The organism is Hyphomicrobium sp., from assembly GCF_041659645.1.
Lineage (GTDB): Bacteria > Pseudomonadota > Alphaproteobacteria > Rhizobiales > Hyphomicrobiaceae > Hyphomicrobium_B.
In genome coordinates this window covers 367484-387391 of sequence record NZ_JBAZXX010000002.1, presented here as the reverse complement: position 1 = coordinate 387391, position 19908 = coordinate 367484, and the positions used below count along the sequence as shown (strand labels likewise).

Genomic DNA, 19908 nt, shown 5'->3' with positions numbered 1-19908 from the left:
GTCTCAGCCGTCGCGATCCGCCATGCGCGACAGGTTTGGCGGCAGCCGCTTCAACACGTAGACGGTGGTGCCGACATCCACGAGGCCCGCGAGATGCGTGACGTTGCCGTTGGTCATGCGGATGCAGCCCGACGATGACGCCGTGCCGATCGACGACGCCTCATTCGTCCCATGGATCCGATAGAGCGTGTTGCCGAGATAAAGCGCCATCGCGCCGAGCGGGTTTCGAACGCCGCCGGACATCCGCACGGGAAGGCCAGGCTTACGGGCGCGCATTTCCGCTGGCGGGATCCAATCGGGCCACGCAACTTTCCTTGAGATTTTTTCGGTGCCGGACCAGGCGAAGCCCTGCTTGCCGACGGCAATCGGATACCGGTACGCCGTCGTCGATGAGAGCACGTAGTAGAGTTGACGGCCCGCGGTATCGATAACGATCGAACCGGCGCCATAGCCGCTGCGGAATGACACTTTCGGCGGAGCCTTCGCCGAGATGTGCGGCTGGCCGCCGCCGGTCAGGGTCTGCTTGTTGTCCGCGCGCTCGTCGTCGTCCTTGTCGTCGCGCTTTTTTTGCGGGCTGCCCCAATCCCATCCCATGCCGAACAGCGCCGCGTCGTCGGTCTGCGCCGTTGGGTGCTCCTTATGATTGAATTTCTTCGGCGCGACGTAGCCATACGTTTCGTCTGCGGGATGAAAGGCGTAAGCCGGAGCGGCAATGCTGCAACTCAAAATAACGGCCGCAAGAAGCGACAAATTCTTCATTGAACTAACCCTCGCTCTTCAAGTGAAGTATGATGAGCGGGATACAGTCAAGCTGCGGGGCTGACCACCCCACTGCGGCAATTGGCGGATATGCAAGTCGAACGTCACCGAAAAAGTGAGGACTTTCAATTCCCCTTCTTGAACATCGTCCATGTTCCGTCTGCAGCGATCACCAGACGCCACCACAGCCAGCGCTTCTTTTCCCGCATTTCCGCTGCCTGCGCCGGAGTGACGAGGCGATAGAGATCGACCTGCTCGGATGGCGTCAACTTGTCGAGCGAGCGCATCGAGAGATAGGGCCAGACGTAGATCAGATTGTTCTCGATGTCGTTGCCGAGTGGCAGGGCGACAGGCGGCATTTCCAGAATTGCGACCATGGCCGCGAGCGTATCTCGCCCTTGCGGATCTTCCGATCGGTCCTTCAACGCCTTGATCGGGTCCGAGCGGGGCGAAACGCCGAGATCTGGAACGGCGCCGCTGACATCGAACGCCGAATTCAAATCCTCGATGTTGCCCGAACGCGCCGCGCTTAGAATCGCGTCGCGAAGATCCGCGACGTGTGCGGGTAGCTTCGGGCCGTCGGCAGCTTCGGCGGCGCGCGCCCGCGAGACATGGACAAGCGCGGAAGCCGCCAGTACGACTAGGATCAGATGTGCTGTTTTTATCAAGGACACGGGCTGGACCAACTGTTGATGTCTTTTCCACGTCACTCGGGAAGTCGCCTGGGGAACCGCTCGCCGTTGCTGTTGCGCCTTTCGGCGATCCATGTCGTCGTGGACGATGTGTGCGAGCCGCGCCCCACCGGCGACATCCATGTCCCACATCGAGCATTTTTCCCTTGCTGAGTTACATCCCCAATCCACTCATCATTCCAATCGGCCTCGTGGTGGGGATGCTCATTGCGGCCCCGGTTGGCCCTGTCAATGTTCTATGCATTCAACGCGCCATTGAGCGCGGATTTTGGGGCGGCGTCGCGGCGGGCATTGGCTCGGTGGCGGGCGATGCTCTGATCGCCCTTTGTGCCGGCCTGGGTGTCGGCACGGTCTCGGGCGTGGTCGAGACCCATCGCGCATTCATTCAGGTCATCGGCGGCATCGCACTGGTCGGGTTTGGATTGCGCCTCTATTTCAGCGCCCCGCGGCTAAAGCTCGAAGCCGATGGTTCAACGGCCCGCCTCAAGGATTTCGTCTGGGACATTCCACAGACGTTCTTCCTGACGATCACCAATCCCGGCGCCGTTCTCGGACTTTTCGCGGTCTTCGGTGGCGTCAGCACCTTCGTCGAGGTGCATTCGACGATCGACGTGCTTCTTCTGGTTGCCGCGATTGCCGGCGGCAGCATGCTGTGGTGGGTCGCCCTCTCGAACTTGATCGGGCGCTACCGGCATCGCATCGACCTGCGCGTGCTCAACATCATCAACCGGATCGCGGGCAGTCTGCTCGCGATCTTCGGTTTTGTTTTGATCGCCGAAGTGATCTGGAAGGCCGGGCATTTCTGACAAGCGTCGAACAGCGAAGGTGCCGAAGTCGCTTCCGATTGCACCTACCCGTTATTGGTCGCGGCGCGTCAGCGTGAATTCCCCTTCGTTGACGCGCTTTTCCAGCCCCCGCGTCAGGTGAATGACGGCATCTTCCCCATAGATCGCGACGAGGTCCGTGAGCGCGGTGAACAGGGCCGCATAGGCCATCTGTTGCGGCTCGACGCCGGTATCGACGCCCTCGTCCCAGGCAGCGAGGATAAGATCGAGCGCCTTTAGCGTCGGATTTTTAGTATCGATATCCTCGAAACACTCCATGCCGTCTACGATCCTTCCCTCAACTCTCAACCGCCGAACATGGGCGGCCCCCCCTTCATTGTCACCTAGCATGGCCTTTTGCGATAGGTCGTAGCTGCCACTATTCACAGTAAACTGGGAAGAAACGATATTTAGCTCGGTAAACAGCGGTTGCTCCGAGGATCGAGCCACACGCTTCAGTTCGGGAATGCTTTGAGCATGCTGTCCGAGAGATCGGAACCTTCAGAAAGGAACCGGGTGATCGCCGTTTGCGCGGACGGACTACAGGTATTGTAAGTACGGCTGTAGCTCCGATACCCCTGGTTGAATGCACGCGTGAGTTTCGCCCGGCGAAGCGCGGTCGAGCCCTCCGCATCCATGAGTTCGCGCATTCTCTCCCGCCAGTATTGGCCCTCGTTGGCGCTGCAAAGCTCGCGGAGGTAGTGGATGGCGCCGAGAATTTCCGACAGGCGCAGCAGTCGGTCATCGTAGGGCTTGCTGTCGGACGCCGCGCTTGCCGAGCCGCACGCCGTCCCCAATGCCAGGGTAAGCACAAGAAGTCGTTGGCAAACCTTGTGGCGGTGACGTCTCACATTTCCGTCCTGCGCATTGAGTGTCGTTTCGCCGAGCACATCCTGGCGGCGAATCCGCCAACGCTTATATTCCGGATTCATTCGGCATCAAAAGGACAGGCCTGGGGTGTGTTCGCGGTATAGTCTGACATCTCCACCGGAAGCGGTGCGTGACCTCTTCGATACGCCGGGCGTCGATGCTTTCCCGCCCCGCTACAACATCGCGCCGTCGCAGCCCGTTTTGATTGCGAGAAGCGACATCAAGGGCCGCCCCGAGCTTCAACTCGTGCGCTGGGGGCTTATTCCGTCTTGGGTGCGCGATCCCACGGTGCTGCGCTCGCCGTTGATCAACGCCCGCGCCGAGACGGCAGCCGAGAAACCGGCGTTTCGCGGTGCTCTGCGGCACCGGCGCTGTCTCATTCCGGCAACCGGATTCTACGAATGGACCGGCAAGCGTTCAGCCCGGACGCCGCATCTCATTACTTTGAAAAACCGAGAACTTTTTGCGCTTGCTGGCCTCTGGGAAGGGTGGCTCGGCGCCGACGGCAGCGAGATCGAGACGATGGCGATCCTGACGACCGCGCCAAACGCCGAAATGGCCCGTCTCCACGACCGCATGCCGCTGATCCTCGACCCGGAAAACTTTGAGCGTTGGCTCGATTGCCGCTCGGGAACGGCCGAGCACGTGCTCAATCTCCTGAAACCCTCCGCCGACGGCCGCCTGACCGTCACAGCCGTCAGTTCCCGCCTCAACGATGCCCGCGCCGAAGGGCCGGACCTCCACGAGCCGGCGTCGTCAGGCCTCCTGCTGTAGTCCCTTATTGTTTCGCAGTGGCGGCATTGGTCACCTCTGCCGCACGCTACCAAGGAAATATAGCGAAGGCGTCCTTGCGACTCGCAGACGAAATGAATCGGGGCTAACCTAAATGCCAACTTAAAAGTCAAGACCTTGCCGATATCGGCGTGTAAATAGCTGAGGGGTGGCTGCGGTTCTTTGGCTTGCGGGAGTCGGTGCCCGACGGGGCGCCGCGGAGAAGAGGGGAGACGGTTACATGGCGTACCACGGCGAGGATCTTGATCTCAGGACACCGCAAACCTGGGCCTCCGCGCCGGCCGACGTGATCCCTCCGGGTGAAACGGCTTTTGCGAACGGCAAGCGTGGAACCTTTGTTACAGGCCCTGTGCTCGTCGACGAGACGGTGCTCGCCTGTTTCAACCAAGCTTACGACATCGCATCCGCCCATCGTGCCGGCGAAGTTCGCGTCGAGCATCTTCTCAATGCCATGACGCGTCTCGATGCGGCCGCCGCCGCGCTCGAAATGCATGCTGTCCGCGTCATCGCCCTGAAGCGCGAGACGGCGACGATCATCGCCGGCGACATTCCCGCCGTCCCCGGCAATGGAGCGGTTTCTCCGCGCCGCTCCGAAGAACTCGCTGACGTTCTGAAATTCGCGACCGCATTCGCCGCCCGCCGCAACGCAGCGGTGACGATCGACGACATCCTTCAAGTGCTGTTCGATCACAGGCAGGATTTCACCGCCTCCGAACTGCTTCTGCGTTTCGCCTCCCGCGTCGCCGAGCCATTGCCGCCCTTGACCCGCGCCGAACCGCGTTACGCCCCCGCCGCCGCACCACGCTATTCCGTCGACTATGCGCGGCCGGCGTATCGAACCGAATACCTCAATACCCCGACCGACTCCCTGCAGAATTCACGTATCGAAGCTCTTGAGCAGTCGGTGCGCGCGCTCGGTCACGATCTCTCGAATGAACGTCACGCGATTGCCGGCATCGTGCGCGACTTGGCGCGCGATACCGTCGCCCACCAGGACGATCAGGGCCGAACGCATTCAATTTTGATCGATCGACTTGGCTCGCTTGAATCAGCGTTCCGCGACGGCGGTGTTCCAAGCTCCGGCGAGCCGTCGGCGCTCATCGCCAAGCTTGGAGATATCGAGGCCGGGCTCGAACTTCGCCTCCAGGAGATGTCTCAGTCGTGGTTGGTGCTCTCCGCTCGCCTGCAGGAACTTGAAGCATCGATACGGGAACGACCTGTTCCAATGGAAGGCGGCGCCGCGCTCGACGATATCCGGCAAGCCGTCGATCTGAAGCCGATCGCCGATCGCCTGGACGTTATCGAAGAGGCGGTGCTTGGCGGCGATCAACGCGGATTTGTCGAACTCGGCGATCGTCTGGCGCGCCTTGAAGACGGCATCGGCCTTGTGCTGGCGTCCCCGGCCGGTGACGGCCGTCGCGACGACACCATCGGCGGCTTCGACAAGATCGAAGGCTTATCGGGAAGCCTTGATGGCCTCTCCGGCAAGTTCGACACGCATTATGGTTCGCTGTCCGAGTTGGTCATTAATCTTGCGGAACGCGTGAGCGGCGCCGAGCGTGCCATAACCGCCGAGATCGAAACCGCAGCCGCGAAGCATCAGGCCTACACGCAAGACCTCACCGAAGTCCACGAGGCGCTCCTCAAGGTCAATCAGAACCAGCACACGCTCGCCGGTTCGATGGATCAGGCGCGCACGGATTCGGCGAACGATGTCGCCTCGATCATCAACCGTCTCGCCGCTCTCGATCGCGACACCGCGCTCCCCGCCGAGACGCTCGGCGCGCTTAACACCCACATGGATGCGATGAACCGCTTCATCATTGAGCGTTATCACCGCCGCCACCGCTTCATGTATTGGCTGTTCGGCACCGACGACTGGATGAGTGCCAGTTGGCCGTCGACCCGCGCCACGATCGAGACGGATCAGCATCGCCTCAAGGTCGTCGGGCAAACGGAAAGCTGACGGCCGCATTTCGTCCCAATTCGGCACACGCGTTCACCATTCGTCGAGGAAATGTCTTGAGCGCCACTCCGCGTCCGTGCTTACTCTTAACAGAGTGTAAACGCGCGTGGTGTTGGGGGCGGGGATGTTGCGTCGGTACCTGATTGTCAATGGAACTTCGACGGCGTTGCTTTACGGCGCCATCTACGCAGCGCTTCCGTCATCGCTCCACCTTCTCGAAACGGTCCGCGAAACGTTCGACGGCTACGTGATGCAAAGCCCTATCCTGGGACCGATCATCAATAAGGTCGTTCTCGTGGTCAGCTGCTTTTAAGTCGCGCATCGCCGGATTACGCAGCGTCACAACTGATCCCGTGGAGCCGCCGCTCTACGCAACCGGTCGTTGATCGCCTCGCCCAATCCGTTTGGCGGAATGGGCGTCGCCGCAATCGACATCGCGCCGGAAGCATCCAATGCGCGAAGCGCCGCAAAAAGATTTGCCGCCGCTTCGACCAGATCCCCACTCTCGCTAAGATTGATGAAGGCGTGCGCAGGCCGCTGGGGGATCGCTCCAAACGCGAGGATCGCTTCATCCGGCTGCCAGTCGTAAGCGTTGAGGCGCAAATGCGCGCGCGGCGCGTAGTGGCTTGCAAGCTGCCCCGGTGAGGTGAGGCGTTTGCCGGTTTCCTCATGTCGCGCCAGCCGCCCGCCGATCACCTCTTCGATCGCTTCCGCCGTCACCGCGCCGGGCCGCAGCAATACCGGAACGTCGCCGACGAGACTTACGACCGTCGACTCGAGGCCGAGAAAAGTCTGCCCGCCGTCGAGAATGAGAGCAGCTTTGTCGCCGATATCTTCTCCGACATGCTCGGCCCGTGTCGCGCTGACATGCCCCGAGCGGTTGGCCGACGGCGCCGCGAGAGGGCGATGCGCTTCCGCGAGAAGAGCCCGTGCAACGGGATGGTCCGGCGACCGCAGTGCAATGGTCGTAAGACCCGCCGAAACGAGATCGCTCACATCGGACGTTGCAACACGTGACACGACGAGCGTCAGCGGTCCCGGCCAGAATGCTTCCGTCAACTGCCGGGCAATCGGTGAAAACACGCCGATGATGAGCGCCTGCTCCAATCCCAGCACATGCACGATGAGCGGATTGAATGTCGGCCGTCCTTTGGCGTCAAAGATGCGCGCGACAGCCTCACCGTTCGTCGCGTCGGCGCCGAGCCCGTAAACCGTTTCGGTCGGAAATGCGACGAGCGCACCCGCCCGGATCATCTGTCCGGCTTCGGCAATCCATTCCTTGTTGGCGGGAACGATCCGGCCCTTCATTTTGTGCGCCACCTGGTTTGCTTGTGCTTCCGTTCGGCTTAGTGTCCAGATGCGAAAAAGAGAGACACCGAGAGACGATCCATGACCTATCAGGCTCCAATAGACGATATTGTCTTTGCCCTTGAGACGGTGGCGGGCCTCGATGACATAGGCGCTCGCGGGCTTTATCCGGGTCTCGACCCTGAAACGATTGTCGCGGTGATTCAGGAGGCAGGTAACTTCGGCGCCGAGGTCCTAGCACCTTTGAACGCAATAGGCGACCGAGTTGGTTCCAGGCTCTTTGACGGAAAAGTGACAACGCCTCCGGGCTTCCGCGAGGCCTATCAGGCCTTCGTTGCCGGCGGCTGGAGCACGCTGCCATGCTCTGAGGCTTACGGTGGCCAGGGGCTTCCCGAAATTGCAGCGACCCCCGTCGGCGAAATCTGGAATGCCGCGAACGTCTCGTTCGGCCTTTGCCCGTTGCTGACACAAGGCGCCATTCACGCCATCGAGGCGGGCGGCAGCGAGGCACTGAAGGCGAAATATCTCCCGAAAATGGTCGCCGGTGAGTGGACCGGCACGATGAACCTGACGGAGCCGCACGCCGGTTCCGATCTCAGCCCGCTTTCGACGCGAGCCGAGCCGCATGGCGACGGCACCTATTGCATCACAGGTACAAAGATTTTTATCACCTGGGGTGAGCATGAGATGGCGGAGAACATCATCCATCTCGTCCTCGCCCGGCTACCCGGCGCGCCACCGGGGACGCGCGGCATCTCGCTGTTTCTCGTTCCGAAATTTCTCGTCGGCGACGATGGTTCGCTCGGCGACCGCAATGATGTCGTCTGCGCCGGTGTCGAACACAAGCTCGGCATCATGGCGAGCCCGACGTGTGTGATGAAATTCGGCGAGAAAGGCGGGGCCATCGGCTATCTCGTCGGCGAAGAAAATCGTGGCCTCGCGACCATGTTCGTGATGATGAACGCAGCGCGCCTCGGTGTGGGTGCACAAGGCGTCGGCGTTGCCGAGCGTGCGACGCAGCACGCCGTCGCTTATGCCAAAGACCGTCGCCAGGGCAAGAGCTTCGCGGCCGGTAAAGGCGCTGCCGGCATGAGCCCCATCATCGAGCATGCGGACGTGCGCCGCATGCTTCTGACGATGAAGGCGCTCACTCAAGCCGCACGTATGATCTGTTATGCGACCGCGAAAGAACTCGACGTCGCCCACCGCGCCACCGACGACAAAGAGCGCAAGGCCGCGCGCGATCGCGCTGCCCTGCTGACGCCGCTCGCGAAAGCGTTCTCGACCGACATCGCCAATGAGGTTGCTTCCCTCGGTGTCCAGGTGCATGGCGGCATGGGCTTCGTCGAAGAAACGGGTGCCGCACAGTTCCTGCGCGATGCCCGCATTCTGCCGATCTATGAAGGCACTAACGGGATACAGGCGATCGATCTCGTTACGCGAAAGCTGACGCTCGACGGCGGTGCTCCCGTGACAAGCTTCTTCGCCGAACTCGGCGCCATCATCGCGGACGTGCGTGCCGCAAGACGCAGCGAATTCGGCCACTCCGCCGAGCGCTTGATGGAAGGCCTGAGCGCCCTGCAAACCGCAACATTATGGATGGCGCAGGTGCTGCCCGGCAATTCGGAAAAGGCGCTCGCGTCCGCCACGCCGTATCTGCGGCTGATGAGCCTCGTGGCCGGTGCCACGTATCTCGCGAAAGGCGCGCTGACGAAGGATGCGGCGTCGCCTCATGTCGCCATTGCCAGGTTTTTTGCGGAAAATCTTTTGACGGAAGCGCGAGGTCTGTCCGATGCCATACAATACGGTGCGGATGCCGTGCTGGTCGATGCCCATGGAGCGGCGTTTGCATGACGTCTGAAATTGCAATCTGGCGCGATGGCCCAATTCAAGTTCTCCGCATCGCGCGGCGCGAAAAGAAAAATGCACTGACCGGCGCGATGTACCGTGCCTTGGTGGACGCCATCGAGGCGGGCGACGCCGACGATACGATCGGCGCGCATATCATCACCGGATCGGACGGTGTGTTCACCGCCGGTAACGACATCGGTGATTTTCTCAGCACCGCGCGCGGCACCGGCGATCTCGGCAAGGATGTGCTGAGGTTCATCCGTCTGCTGCCCGTCATCAAGAAGCCGTTGATCGCGGCGGTCGACGGCAATGCGATCGGCATCGGCACGACGATGCTTTTTCATTGCGATCTCGTTTATGCTGCCCCCGACGCGACATTCGCGACGCCGTTCCTCGATCTTGGCGTTGTTCCGGAAGCTGCATCCAGCCTGCTGATGCCGCGGCGCATGGGGTATGCGCGCGCCTTCGCGATGCTCGCGCTCGGCGATCCGCTTTCCGCCGATGACGCGGTCGCTGCCGGGTTCGTGAATGCCATTGTTCCCGCCAGCGACATCGAGGCAACTGCAATCGCGGCCGCGAAGCGGCTGGCGAGCAAGCCGCCGGAAGCTTTGGCGATCGCCCGCCGGATGATGCGCGGCGACCCTGCCGAAATTCTTTCGCGCACGGACGAGGAAGTCGCGGCCTTCCGCGCACGCCTCCGTTCACCGGAAGCCATCGAAGCTTTCACCGCATTTTTCGAGAAGCGCCCGCCGAATTTCCGCAAATCCGCCTAGCTCGTAGGCTCATTCGAAGGCGAACGGCGAGAGGGGAAAGCGGTCGTGCATGGAATGGGGCGGACACAGCTGGCAAGTGCGCTCATCCTGGCGCTCGCCGTGTGGAGCGCTGGCGAGAATTCCGCGCGCGCCGGCTGGTTCACGTCCCTCGTGCGCGAGACGGCGGAAGTCGGCAGCGAAGCGGCCGGACGCGCCGGTCGATCCGTTGAACTCGCCCCGCTGAAATCCGCGGCCAGCTACCTCGATAACCTCAACACCGCTCCGAAGGACGCGCTCGCGGCCCACGCCACGCTTGAGGGTCATTGGCAATTCGTCAATCGCGAGGGCCAGACCTTCACCGTCGGAACGCCCGACGAAATGAAGCGCGTTCTTCCGACGCTCATGCCCGATGCGTCCGCGACCGGCGACAAAAGAATGACGCTCTATCTCTCGGAGGACAGCGTCTTTGCTAACAAGGCGGCGCTGACTGAACTTCCTAGCGACGCGAACTTGAACGTCGTCATCGACAAAGTGGCCTATCCCATCGCTCGATCGGGGAAGGGGGCGGACATTGTCGTGAAAGCCAAACTCACCCCAAATCTCACGATGGAACTGCGCGATCAGGCGGCGTTCGAGGAAACGGCTTTTCTGCTGAGCCGTCCGCTCAACAAATCGAATATCCGCACCGTAGCATTCGACACCGGGGCAACGGCGTCCATGTCATCGGCACCGAAGCTCGATTCCGTCACGAAGGTGCCCCTTGTCGATCAACTCGATCCCGCACAGATTGGCACTGGCCTTCGCCCGCTGCGCGGCCAGACCGTGCTCGTGACGGGACGAGTGGAGGGCGGCAATCTGATCGTCGCGCCCGCAAGCGGCGGCGAAATGGGCGTGCCGATCGATCGCATTCTCGCCGCGGCCCGCGATAACGACGTCAATCTCGTCATTCTGCAGTCCGACTCGAGCCGCCAGGCCGGGGGCCGAAATTGGCTCTGGCAGAAAATCAAGATCGGCGGCCTCGACGCCGCGACCGACACGGCGACGTTTGGCGATTTTCTCGATGCGCTGGCCGACCGGCGCGGCGGCTTTCTTTTGAACGCCAACAGTGACGGCGCCAGCCGAGTGCGCATCGCCGCTATTCCGGATGTCGGCAGCGCCGGACTGTCGAACGACACTTCGAACGTCATCGTGGAATTGGTTAGCCACGTGACCGGCGAGGTCGTGACGAATGCCGTCAGCATCGAAGCGCGCGATCGTAATACTCAGACTGAGAGAGACATCCGTCTCATCCCGTGGTTACCGGCGAGCGTGCAAATCATTTATCTCGCCGGGGTCGTGTGCGGCATTGCAGGGCTGGCAACCGCCAGAAAATGGTGGTCGGCGTTGTTGCGTGCCGTCGGCCTTCGCAAGTCAACGGCAACGCCCCGCATTCACTGGCGGATAGCCTCCGGGACAATCTTTGTTTTGGTCTTCCTCCCGGTCGTCGGTTTTCTCGCCTTTACCGTCCAGGCCATTCACCAGTTGATCCTGCTCGTCCTCGCGCCTTTCCGGTGGATCAGGCGCCGGGTCCTGCTGAAGCAGGTCTAGACACCCCTTACCTTATCGCTGCCAAGCGATTAGTCTGCTCTCGTCGTTGACTTGGAATGAGAGCAGTGGAATGGCGGCACTCAAGGGCAAGACCCTTTTCATAACGGGCGCCAGTCGCGGAATAGGATTGGCCATCGCCAAGCGGGCTGCCCAAGACGGCGCCAACATCGCGATTGCCGCCAAGACCGTCGATCCCAATCCCAAGCTCGAAGGCACCATTCATTCCGCCGCCAAGGAGATCGAGGCCGCAGGCGGAAGCGCCCTCGCAGTTGAATGCGATGTCCGCGTCGAGGAAGACGTCCAACGCGCCGTCGAGCAAACGGTGGCGCGCTTCGGCGGCATCGACATTTGCGTCAACAATGCCAGCGCGCTCTCACTCACGCCCATCGAGAAGACAGATCTCAAGCGCTTCGATTTGATGTTCGCGGTCAACACGCGCGGCACGTTTTTAGCTTCGAAGGCCTGCTTGCCATACCTCAAGCGCGCCGAAAATCCGCATATCTTGATGCTATCGCCGCCGCTCGATATGCATGCCAAGTGGTTTTCCGGTCATGTCGCATATTCGATTGCGAAATACGGCATGAGCCTTTGCGTGCTGGGCCTAGCCGACGAGTTGAAGAAGGACGGCGTCGCCGTCAACGCGCTCTGGCCACGGACAACCATCGCGACGGCCGCCGTAAAGAACATTCTTGGCGGCGATAAGCTCATGCGCATGAGCCGGACGCCGGATATCGTCGCCGCCGCGGCCCACCTCGTCTTTAACCAACCCGCGAAATCCTTCACCGGCCACTTCCTGATCGACGATACCTTCCTTCATGAAACCGGTGGCATTCAAGATTTCGAGATTTACCGGGTGGATAAGTCGATGCCTCTCGCACCCGATTTCTTCGTTCCATCCGAAAGCAAGCCGCCGCCCGGCGTTCAAATCGCGCGCCTGTCGGAATTGTCCCCATGATGCCCGGGAGCCGTGCGCGGAATAAATGACGACCGTCCTGATCACGCATCCAGCTTTTCTCAATCACGATACCGGTGAGCACCATCCTGAGCGGCCGGACCGGATGCGTGCCATCGACAAGGCGCTGTCCGCCGATACGTTTGCCGAACTCTTTCATCGCGAGGCGCCCCTTCGCGACGACGACAAAACCTACATCGAGCTGACGCACGGGCCGCAGCATCTCGCGAATGTCACGGCCGCCATCGAGAACATGGCGAGCGGCCATAGGCAGGTGGACTCCGATACCGTCGCCTCGCCCGGGTCATGGGAGGCGGCGCGGCGCGGCGTCGGCGCGGGCCTCGATGCCGTCGATCTTGTCATGACCGGCAAAGTCACGAATGCGTTCTGTCAGGTTCGCCCGCCCGGACATCACGCAGAGAGCAATCGCGCGATGGGTTTTTGCTTTTTCAACAACATCGCGATCGCCGCCCATTATGCTCGCGAGAAGTATGGCGCCGAACGAGTCGCCGTCGTCGACTTCGACGTTCACCACGGCAACGGCACGCAGGAAATTTTCTGGTCCGACAAGGATCTATTCTACGGCTCCACGCATCAGATGCCGCTCTATCCCGGCACCGGTGCATTGCGGGAAACCGGTGTCGGCAATATATTCAATGCACCGCTGCGGTCGGGCGACGGGCGCGAGCCGTTCGAGGAAGCTTTCCGCCAACGTATCTTAGCGCCTCTGCATAACTTTAGCCCGGATGTGGTGTTGATCTCGGCGGGTTTCGACGCACATCACCGGGACCCGCTCGCCGGGCTCGAACTTGTGGAGGATGATTTTCAATGGGCGACGGAAGCCCTGGCGGATGTCGCGCGCCGCCACTCAAAAGGACGAATCGTGTCGATGCTTGAGGGCGGTTACGATTTGAAGGGGCTTGCCCTCTCAGCCGCCGCCCACGTAAAGGCATTGCTCGACGCGGACGCCTGAGCGGCAATCCTTATAATCCGCCGTGTGTGCCACAAAAGCAGGACGACATGAACACCACCAAAGCACCAGCGGCGAAAAATCTTGCCGACATCAAGGACATGACCTTCGAACGCGCCCTGAAGGAGCTTGAGGTTATCGTCGGAAAGCTCGAACGCGGTGACGTCGAGCTTGAGGAAAGCATTGAAATTTATGAGCGCGGCGAAGCGCTACGCAATCATTGCGACAGGCTGCTGAAGGCTGCCGAAGCCAAGGTCGAAAAATTGACACTGGGGGCCGACGGCGCGCCGTCCGGAACCGCCCCGCTCGACAAAAACGGCGACACGCCGTTTTAGCGCGGTCCGGCCTCAAGCTTCTGCGTCAAATGGCATTTTTCATATCGCTGCGGCACGCGGGCGCATTACATCTCGTCCGCCGCAGCGCTCTTTGGGGATCGAAGATCGCTGTCATGCATGCTAGCGTGGCGGCTTGGAGCGCTCGTACTCCACGCGTTCCCGTCATCTGATGATCGCCCTATCAAGGTTTCACAGTGAGCAAGACACCGTTACTCGATAAAATTGCGACGCCGCACGATCTGCGTCAGTTGTCGGAAGATCAGTTGCCGCAAGTGGCCGCCGAGCTTCGCGACGAGATGATCGACGCTGTCTCCGTTACAGGCGGCCACTTGGGTGCGGGCCTCGGCGTGATCGAGCTGACGGTCGCCCTGCATCACATATTCAACACGCCCGACGACCGCCTGATCTGGGACGTCGGCCATCAGGCCTACCCCCACAAGATCCTGACCGGCCGCCGTGATCGCATTCGCACGCTGCGTCAGCCCGGCGGGCTCGCGGGATTCACCAACCGCGAGGAGAGTTCATACGATCCCTTTGGCGCCGGCCATTCGTCGACCTCGATTTCCGCTGCCCTCGGCATGGCTGTCGCGCGCGATCTCGCCGACAAGTCGAACAACGTCATCGCCGTCATCGGCGACGGCGCGATGAGCGCTGGCATGGCCTACGAGGCGATCAACAATGCGGGCGCTCGCAACGAACGCCTGATCGTCGTCCTCAACGACAACGATATGTCGATTGCGCCGCCGACCGGTGCGCTCTCCGCTTATCTCGCACGCGTGACGTCAAGCGGAACCTACGTGCATCTCCGCGACTACGCCAAGCAACTCGCCAAGATGCTACCGAAAGCCTGGGAGCGGCGTGCCGCGCGCGTCGAGGAATATACCCGTCATCTGTGGCAGGGTGGAGCATGGTTCGAGGAACTCGGCTTCTATTACGTCGGGCCAATCGACGGGCACAGCTTCGAGCAGCTGATGCCGGTTCTGAAGAATGTCCGCGATCTGCAGCAGGGCCCGATTCTCGTCCACGTCGTAACTCAGAAAGGCAAGGGCTACGCGCCAGCCGAAGCCGCCGACGACAAGTATCACGGCGTCAACAAGTTCAACGTCGTTACCGGTGCGCAGGTCAAGCCGAAGCCCAACGCCCCGAGTTACACGAAAGTGTTCGCCGACAGCCTCATCGCCGAGGCCCGGAAGGATAAGCGCATCGTCGCGATCACGGCGGCGATGCCCTCGGGCACGGGACTTGATTACTTCGGCAAGGAATTTCCCGATCGCACCTTCGACGTCGGCATCGCCGAGCAGCACGCGGTGACGTTCGCGGCAGGTCTCGCGACCGAGGGATACAAGCCGTTTGCCGCGATCTACTCGACGTTCCTGCAACGCGCCTACGACCAGGTCGTGCATGACGTTGCCATCCAAAAGCTGCCCGTACGCTTCGCGATCGACCGCGCCGGTCTCGTCGGTGCCGACGGCGCGACGCACGCCGGATCGTTCGACATCGCCTACCTCGCTTGCCTGCCTAATTTCGTCATCATGGCCGCCGCCGACGAAGCCGAACTCGTCCACATGGTCGCGACGCAAGCGCAAATCGACGACCGCCCGAGCGCGTTGCGCTATCCGCGAGGCGAAGGCGTCGGCATCGAAATGCCGGCAGAAGGCATTCCGCTCGAAATCGGCAAGGGACGCATCGTCCGCGAAGGTTCGAAGGTCGCGCTGTTATCGCTCGGCACACGACTCGCGGAATGCCTGAAGGCCGCCGACCAACTCGCGAGCTTCGGCCTCTCGACCACCGTTGCCGACGCACGCTTCGCAAAGCCGGTCGACGAAGCGCTCATTCGCGATCTCGCTGCCAACCACGAAGTGCTGGTAACGGTCGAGGAAGGCTCAGTTGGCGGCTTCGGCAGCCGCGTCCTGCAGTTCCTCTCGAACGAGGGCCTTCTCGATCGTGGTCTCCGCGTGCGGGTCAAAGTCCTTCCCGACGTCTTCATCGACCAGGGCAAGCCGGAAGTGATGTATGAGACGGCCGGGCTCAACGCCTCGGGGATCGTCGAGACGGTCTTCACTGCCCTTGGCCGCGCAGACGTGCTAAGCGAGCGCGCGTGATACACGCGAAATCAACGGCTTGATCATGCGCCTCGATCAGACGCTTGTGACACGCGGCTTGGCGCCGTCTCGAGCCCGCGCGCAGGATTTGATTAAGCGCGGCTTCGTCTCGGTCGGCGGAGCAGTTTGCGATAAGCCCTCGTTCAACGTGAAGGATGATCGGGTGGTCTCAGTCGCCACCGAAGCGCCCGGTTACGTCTCGCGCGGCGCGGAGAAACTCGCCGCCGCCCTCGATCGCTTTGGCTTCGAAGCCTCAAGCCGCGTCGCCCTCGATATTGGCGCTTCGACGGGTGGCTTTACCGAGATTCTACTGGAACAGGGCGCGAGCCGCGTTTACGCCGTCGACGTCGGCACCGCCCAGCTCCACCCACGACTGAAAGACGATTCCCGCGTCGTCTCGCTCGAGAACGTCGACGCTCGCGCGTTGACGGCCAACGAAATCCCCGATGCCATCTCGGCAATTGTCGTCGATGTCAGTTTCATCTCGGTCACGAAAGTGTTGGACAGCATCTTGAAATTCGCAGCCCCCGGTTGCTGGATCGTCATTCTGGTAAAGCCGCAATTCGAAGTCGGCCGCGATAACGTTGGAAGCGGCGGCATCGTGCGGGACGAAGCCGCCCGTCAAGGCGCCCTCGACACCGTCCGGGATTGGGTTGGCAGCCAGCCCGGATGGACGGTCATCGGCGAAATGCCGTCGCCTATTCTTGGCGGCTCCGGTAATTCTGAATTTCTGCTCGGAGCGCATTACAATGTCTGACGTGCGCGAGCTTTCCATCATCCGCCTCGGCGCTCAGGGCGACGGCGTCGCCGATATCGATGGACGAAACATTTTCGTGCCGTTTGCGCTGCCGGGTGAACGCATCGCCGCCGAGATCGAGGGCGAACGCGGTCACCTGCTGCGCGTTCTTGAACCAAGCCCGGAACGCGTTGCGCCCGTCTGCAAGCACTTTCGCAGATGCGGCGGCTGCAGCGTCCAGCACCTGGCGCCCGATGCCTACGCCGCTTGGAAGCGGGGGCTGGTTATCGATGCCTTCAAGGCGCGCGGTCTCGAACCCGATGTCGGTCCGCTGCAAAGGCTCGCTGGGAAGCGCCGCCGCGCCGCGCTCAAGGCGGTGCGGTCGGAAGCCGGGATAGAACTCGGCTTTCATGAAGCCGCCTCGCACGATCTCATCGCGATAGAGGAATGCCCGGTTCTTGAGCCGAAGATCGTCGCGGCGCTGCCCGCTGTCGGCAAGCTAATCGCCCCACTTCTCTCAAGACGCGGCGAAGCGCGCGTGACGATCACGCTCACGAAATCCGGTCTCGATGTCGATGTGGAAGGCACGGAGCGAAAGTTGACGGCGCAAATTCGGACCGCTCTCGCGTCAGAAGCAAGCGCCCTCGGCCTCGCCCGTCTCGTCATCGGCGGCGAAAGCGTCGTCGAAACGCTGCAACCGTTCCTGACCTTTGGCGACGTGGACGTGATTCTTCCCCCTGCCGTTTTCGTGCAGGCCGTCGAAGCCGCAGAAACCGAGATCGCGCAACGGATCGTTGCCGCTCTCGGCAAAGCCAAGAAAGTCGCGGATCTCTTCTGTGGCTTGGGCGCCTTCACGTTTCCGATGGCGGCTCGCGCCCGTGTCTCGGCATTCGACGGTAGCCAGGTGGCGGTGACGGCGCTTGCGAACGCCGCGAAAAAAGCATCCGGGCTGAAGCCGATCACCGCCGTCGTCCGGGATCTTTTCCGGGACCCGCTGTCGGCGCTCGAACTCAATGAGCATGACGTCGTCGTCTTCGATCCGCCGCGCGCCGGAGCCGAAGCGCAATCGCAGCGATTGGCGAAATCGAAGGTCAAGACAGTCGTGGCCGTATCCTGCAATCCGGCGACGCTCGCGCGCGATGCCCGTCACCTGATCGACGGCGGCTACAAAATCGAGTCCGTCACGCTCGTCGATCAGTTCATCTATTCGGCGCACGTCGAAGTCGTCGCAGTCTTCCGCCGCTAGAGCGTTTTCGAGCGAAGTGGCTACCGGTTCGCGTGAAGAAAACGCGTCAAAACAAAAAACTAGAGCTCCGTTCCGATTCAATCGGGACGGAAAATGCTCTAGCCGCCGCCGAGGACGCGATCGACGAAGGCGGGTACGATTTCCGTCGCCCGGCCATAGATCGCTTCATCGAATAAGGTCGCGCCCTCCGACGGTTCGAGATTGAGCTCGACCGTGTGCGCGCCGTGTTCGCGCGCTTCGGTGACGAAGCCCGCCGCTGGATAGACGTGCCCGCTTGTGCCAATCGATACGAACAGATCCGTTTCGCCGAGCAGGGCCGTGATCCGCCCCATCTGATACGGCATTTCGCCGAACCAAACGACATCGGGCCGCATACCGCCCGGAAGTCCGCAAAACGGACAAGAGGAGTCGACGAAAAGATCGTCGTGCCACGGAAAGCGGTGCTTGCAGAAGGTGCAGAGCGCCTTGAACAGCTCGCCGTGCATGTGGATCAGCGACTTCGATCCGGCAGCTTCATGCAACGCGTCGATGTTCTGCGTGACGATCGTCACGCCGCCGTGCTCCGCTTCGAGCCGGGCCAGCGCCAAGTGCGCGGCATTGGGCTTGATGCTCTGATGTGCGCGCCGGCGCGTATTATAGAAATCAAGAACGAGCCCCGGATCGCGTTGATAACCTTCGGGCGTCGCGACATCCCGCCAGTCGTATTTCGACCAGATGCCGTCGGGATCGCGAAACGTCGGAACGCCGCTTTCGGCGGATAAGCCCGCTCCTGTCAGAACGACGATCTTATCGAACTGCGCGATTACCGGACCCTCGGAATTTATGCGCCGATCTGGCCTCGGTGCCGCAGGAAGTGATCTGCAAGCACGATGGCCATCATCGCTTCGCCAACCGGTACGGCGCGAATTCCGACGCACGGATCGTGCCGGCCCTTCGTGATGATTTCGGTTTCGTGGCCTAGGCGGTCGATCGTCCGGCGCGGCGCCAAAATCGATGACGTCGGCTTGACCGCGAACCGGCAGACGACGGGCTGCCCCGTCGAGATGCCGCCCAGAATGCCGCCCGCATGGTTCGACAGGAAATCCGGTGCGCCGTCGTTGCCGATGCGGATTTCATCGGCGTTCTGCTCGCCCGTCAACTCCGCCGACGCCATGCCGTCGCCGATCTCGACGCCCTTGACTGCGTTGATGGACATCATCGCGCTCGCGAGGTCCTGATCGAGTTTGCCGTAGATCGGCGCGCCCCAGCCCGCAGGCACGCCTTCCGCCACGACCTCGATGATCGCGCCGACGGATGAGCCGGCCTTGCGAACTTTGTCGAGATAGTCCGCCCAATGATCGGCGGCCTGCTTGTCGGGCGAAAAGAACGGATTATTCCCGACCTCGTCCCAATCCCAGTTGCCACGATCGATCTTGATCTGGCCGATCTGGACCAACGCGCCGCGAATTCTAACGCCAGGGATGACCTTTCGCGCGACGGCGCCCGCTGCAACTCGCGACGCCGTTTCTCGCGCCGACGAGCGTCCCCCGCCGCGATAATCGCGAATCCCGTACTTCGCGTCGTAGGTGAAATCGGCGTGTCCCGGACGAAATTTATCTTTGATCTCGCCGTAGTCCTTGGACCGCTGATCGGTATTTTCGATTTCGAGCGCGATCGGGGTTCCCGTCGTCACCTGCTTGCCGGAGGCATCGGCAAATACGCCTGACAGGATTTTGACGGCATCGGCTTCCTGGCGTTGGGTCGTGAAACGCGACTGGCCCGGCTTCCGCTGATCGAGATAGGCTTGAATCTCGGCGGCTTCGAGCGCGATGCCGGGTGGACAGCCGTCAACGACGGCGCCGATGGCCGGGCCATGGCTTTCGCCCCAGGTCGTTACGCGGAAAAGATGGCCGAAGGTGTTGTGAGACATTGCCTGAATATGTGGAGTAAGGCCCGATGAGCGCTTCGATGGCTCTGCAACGATTGTTGCTGGGCTGCGTCACCGCCTTTTTTAGGTGTCCGAGGGGAAGGCGGCAAGAGCGCATCGAAGACAAACCCGCGTGACAACATCGGGCGACGCAGATTAACTCGCATGAGTACCGCGTTCGTCAGCAGTTTCGTCGCTCCAGCGATGGGACGAGGCAGGCACAAGTCCGTATTTGACCGGCAACTCGGCCGAACCCGCAC

Annotated in this window: 20 protein-coding genes; 13 read left to right on the top strand and 7 right to left on the bottom strand. The window is 61.6% G+C overall.

Annotation, left to right across the window (positions count from 1 at the left end):
* Positions 1–3: 3 nt before the first annotated feature.
* Together WC811_RS06900 and WC811_RS06895 are read right to left on the bottom strand one after the other, a co-directional pair.
* Positions 4–759: a L,D-transpeptidase gene (locus WC811_RS06900; protein WP_372642365.1), complete on the bottom strand. Its 756-nt coding sequence runs from the start codon at positions 757–759 to the stop codon at positions 4–6.
* Positions 760–884: 125 nt separating this feature from the next.
* Positions 885–1583, bottom strand: coding sequence for a hypothetical protein (locus tag WC811_RS06895; RefSeq protein WP_372642363.1), 699 nt, complete (start codon positions 1581–1583; stop codon positions 885–887).
* Positions 1584–1597: 14 nt separating this feature from the next.
* Between WC811_RS06895 and WC811_RS06890 the strand changes: the two genes are divergently transcribed.
* Positions 1598–2257: a LysE family translocator gene (locus WC811_RS06890; RefSeq protein ID WP_372642361.1), complete on the top strand. Its 660-nt coding sequence runs from the start codon at positions 1598–1600 to the stop codon at positions 2255–2257.
* A gap of 51 nt (positions 2258–2308) precedes the next feature.
* Here the strand turns inward: WC811_RS06890 and WC811_RS06885 are convergent, their stop codons facing one another.
* Both WC811_RS06885 and WC811_RS06880 read right to left on the bottom strand, forming a co-directional pair.
* Entirely contained in the window at positions 2309–2554 is a 246-nt protein-coding gene (locus WC811_RS06885) for a hypothetical protein (RefSeq protein WP_372642359.1), read from the bottom strand.
* 176 nt (positions 2555–2730) lie between these two features.
* Positions 2731–3207, bottom strand: coding sequence for a TIGR02301 family protein (locus WC811_RS06880; protein ID WP_372642357.1), 477 nt, complete (start codon positions 3205–3207; stop codon positions 2731–2733).
* A gap of 25 nt (positions 3208–3232) precedes the next feature.
* Between WC811_RS06880 and WC811_RS06875 the strand changes: the two genes are divergently transcribed.
* From WC811_RS06875 to WC811_RS06865, 3 genes are all read left to right on the top strand, one after another.
* Positions 3233–3919 (top strand): SOS response-associated peptidase, encoded by a 687-nt coding sequence (locus WC811_RS06875; RefSeq protein WP_372642355.1) that lies wholly within the window; start codon positions 3233–3235, stop codon positions 3917–3919.
* Between the two features lie 238 nt (positions 3920–4157).
* Positions 4158–5903 carry a Clp protease gene (locus tag WC811_RS06870; protein WP_372642353.1) on the top strand — a complete coding sequence of 582 codons (1746 nt, stop codon included), beginning with the start codon at positions 4158–4160 and terminating at the stop codon, positions 5901–5903.
* 124 nt (positions 5904–6027) lie between these two features.
* Positions 6028–6216, top strand: coding sequence for a hypothetical protein (locus WC811_RS06865; protein ID WP_372642351.1), 189 nt, complete (start codon positions 6028–6030; stop codon positions 6214–6216).
* A gap of 26 nt (positions 6217–6242) precedes the next feature.
* On the opposite strand, the gene WC811_RS06860 is transcribed toward WC811_RS06865, so the two are convergent.
* Complete coding sequence (locus tag WC811_RS06860; RefSeq protein ID WP_372642349.1) at positions 6243–7211, bottom strand: L-threonylcarbamoyladenylate synthase; 969 nt, start codon at positions 7209–7211, stop codon at positions 6243–6245.
* Positions 7212–7292: 81 nt separating this feature from the next.
* Here WC811_RS06860 and WC811_RS06855 point away from each other — a divergent pair, with 81 nt between their 5' ends.
* The 9 genes from WC811_RS06855 (at position 7293) to WC811_RS06815 (ending at position 17742) form a co-directional block, all read left to right on the top strand.
* Positions 7293–9065 carry an acyl-CoA dehydrogenase gene (locus WC811_RS06855; RefSeq protein ID WP_372642347.1) on the top strand — a complete coding sequence of 591 codons (1773 nt, stop codon included), beginning with the start codon at positions 7293–7295 and terminating at the stop codon, positions 9063–9065.
* A complete protein-coding gene (locus WC811_RS06850; RefSeq protein WP_372642345.1) occupies positions 9062–9835 on the top strand; it encodes a crotonase/enoyl-CoA hydratase family protein in 774 nt (257 codons plus the stop codon). The genes WC811_RS06855 and WC811_RS06850 overlap by 4 nt, the downstream gene beginning before the upstream one ends.
* A gap of 54 nt (positions 9836–9889) precedes the next feature.
* Complete coding sequence (locus WC811_RS06845) at positions 9890–11401, top strand: hypothetical protein (RefSeq protein WP_372642343.1); 1512 nt, start codon at positions 9890–9892, stop codon at positions 11399–11401.
* 70 nt (positions 11402–11471) lie between these two features.
* Positions 11472–12356 (top strand): SDR family oxidoreductase, encoded by an 885-nt coding sequence (locus tag WC811_RS06840; RefSeq protein ID WP_372642341.1) that lies wholly within the window; start codon positions 11472–11474, stop codon positions 12354–12356.
* A gap of 25 nt (positions 12357–12381) precedes the next feature.
* Positions 12382–13326 (top strand): histone deacetylase family protein, encoded by a 945-nt coding sequence (locus WC811_RS06835; RefSeq protein WP_372642339.1) that lies wholly within the window; start codon positions 12382–12384, stop codon positions 13324–13326.
* A 47-nt stretch (positions 13327–13373) separates the two neighbouring features.
* The gene (locus WC811_RS06830) at positions 13374–13658 is read left to right on the top strand and encodes an exodeoxyribonuclease VII small subunit (protein ID WP_372642337.1); all 285 of its coding nucleotides are present in this window, start codon (positions 13374–13376) and stop codon (positions 13656–13658) included.
* A gap of 194 nt (positions 13659–13852) precedes the next feature.
* On the top strand, positions 13853–15760 hold the full coding sequence (dxs, locus tag WC811_RS06825; protein WP_372642335.1) for a 1-deoxy-D-xylulose-5-phosphate synthase: 1908 nt from the start codon (positions 13853–13855) through the stop codon (positions 15758–15760).
* A 25-nt stretch (positions 15761–15785) separates the two neighbouring features.
* Positions 15786–16517, top strand: coding sequence for a TlyA family RNA methyltransferase (locus WC811_RS06820; RefSeq protein ID WP_372642333.1), 732 nt, complete (start codon positions 15786–15788; stop codon positions 16515–16517).
* Complete coding sequence (locus WC811_RS06815; protein WP_372642331.1) at positions 16510–17742, top strand: class I SAM-dependent RNA methyltransferase; 1233 nt, start codon at positions 16510–16512, stop codon at positions 17740–17742. The genes WC811_RS06820 and WC811_RS06815 overlap by 8 nt, the downstream gene beginning before the upstream one ends.
* Before the next feature lie 98 nt (positions 17743–17840).
* On the opposite strand, the gene WC811_RS06810 is transcribed toward WC811_RS06815, so the two are convergent.
* Together WC811_RS06810 and aroC are read right to left on the bottom strand one after the other, a co-directional pair.
* The gene (locus WC811_RS06810) at positions 17841–18545 is read right to left on the bottom strand and encodes an NAD-dependent deacylase (RefSeq protein WP_372643686.1); all 705 of its coding nucleotides are present in this window, start codon (positions 18543–18545) and stop codon (positions 17841–17843) included.
* A gap of 17 nt (positions 18546–18562) precedes the next feature.
* Entirely contained in the window at positions 18563–19651 is a 1089-nt protein-coding gene (gene aroC, locus WC811_RS06805; protein WP_372642329.1) for a chorismate synthase, read from the bottom strand.
* Positions 19652–19908: the final 257 nt, after the last annotated feature.

Excerpts from the sequence above, each read along its gene's own strand:
- WC811_RS06900 (WP_372642365.1), bottom strand. The coding sequence starts at position 759 with ATGAAGAATTTGTCGCTTCTTGCGGCCGTTATTTTGAGTTGCAGCATT.
- WC811_RS06895 (WP_372642363.1), bottom strand. The coding sequence starts at position 1,583 with ATGTGGGACATGGATGTCGCCGGTGGGGCGCGGCTCGCACACATCGTC.
- WC811_RS06885 (WP_372642359.1), bottom strand. The coding sequence starts at position 2,554 with ATGGAGTGTTTCGAGGATATCGATACTAAAAATCCGACGCTAAAGGCG.
- WC811_RS06880 (WP_372642357.1), bottom strand. The coding sequence starts at position 3,207 with ATGAATCCGGAATATAAGCGTTGGCGGATTCGCCGCCAGGATGTGCTC.
- WC811_RS06870 (WP_372642353.1), top strand. The coding sequence starts at position 4,158 with ATGGCGTACCACGGCGAGGATCTTGATCTCAGGACACCGCAAACCTGG.
- WC811_RS06865 (WP_372642351.1), top strand. The coding sequence starts at position 6,028 with ATGTTGCGTCGGTACCTGATTGTCAATGGAACTTCGACGGCGTTGCTT.
- WC811_RS06860 (WP_372642349.1), bottom strand. The coding sequence starts at position 7,211 with ATGAAGGGCCGGATCGTTCCCGCCAACAAGGAATGGATTGCCGAAGCC.
- WC811_RS06855 (WP_372642347.1), top strand. The coding sequence starts at position 7,293 with ATGACCTATCAGGCTCCAATAGACGATATTGTCTTTGCCCTTGAGACG.
- WC811_RS06850 (WP_372642345.1), top strand. The coding sequence starts at position 9,062 with ATGACGTCTGAAATTGCAATCTGGCGCGATGGCCCAATTCAAGTTCTC.
- WC811_RS06845 (WP_372642343.1), top strand. The coding sequence starts at position 9,890 with ATGGGGCGGACACAGCTGGCAAGTGCGCTCATCCTGGCGCTCGCCGTG.
- WC811_RS06840 (WP_372642341.1), top strand. The coding sequence starts at position 11,472 with ATGGCGGCACTCAAGGGCAAGACCCTTTTCATAACGGGCGCCAGTCGC.
- WC811_RS06835 (WP_372642339.1), top strand. The coding sequence starts at position 12,382 with ATGACGACCGTCCTGATCACGCATCCAGCTTTTCTCAATCACGATACC.
- WC811_RS06830 (WP_372642337.1), top strand. The coding sequence starts at position 13,374 with ATGAACACCACCAAAGCACCAGCGGCGAAAAATCTTGCCGACATCAAG.
- WC811_RS06820 (WP_372642333.1), top strand. The coding sequence starts at position 15,786 with ATGCGCCTCGATCAGACGCTTGTGACACGCGGCTTGGCGCCGTCTCGA.
- WC811_RS06815 (WP_372642331.1), top strand. The coding sequence starts at position 16,510 with ATGTCTGACGTGCGCGAGCTTTCCATCATCCGCCTCGGCGCTCAGGGC.
- aroC (WP_372642329.1), bottom strand. The coding sequence starts at position 19,651 with ATGTCTCACAACACCTTCGGCCATCTTTTCCGCGTAACGACCTGGGGC.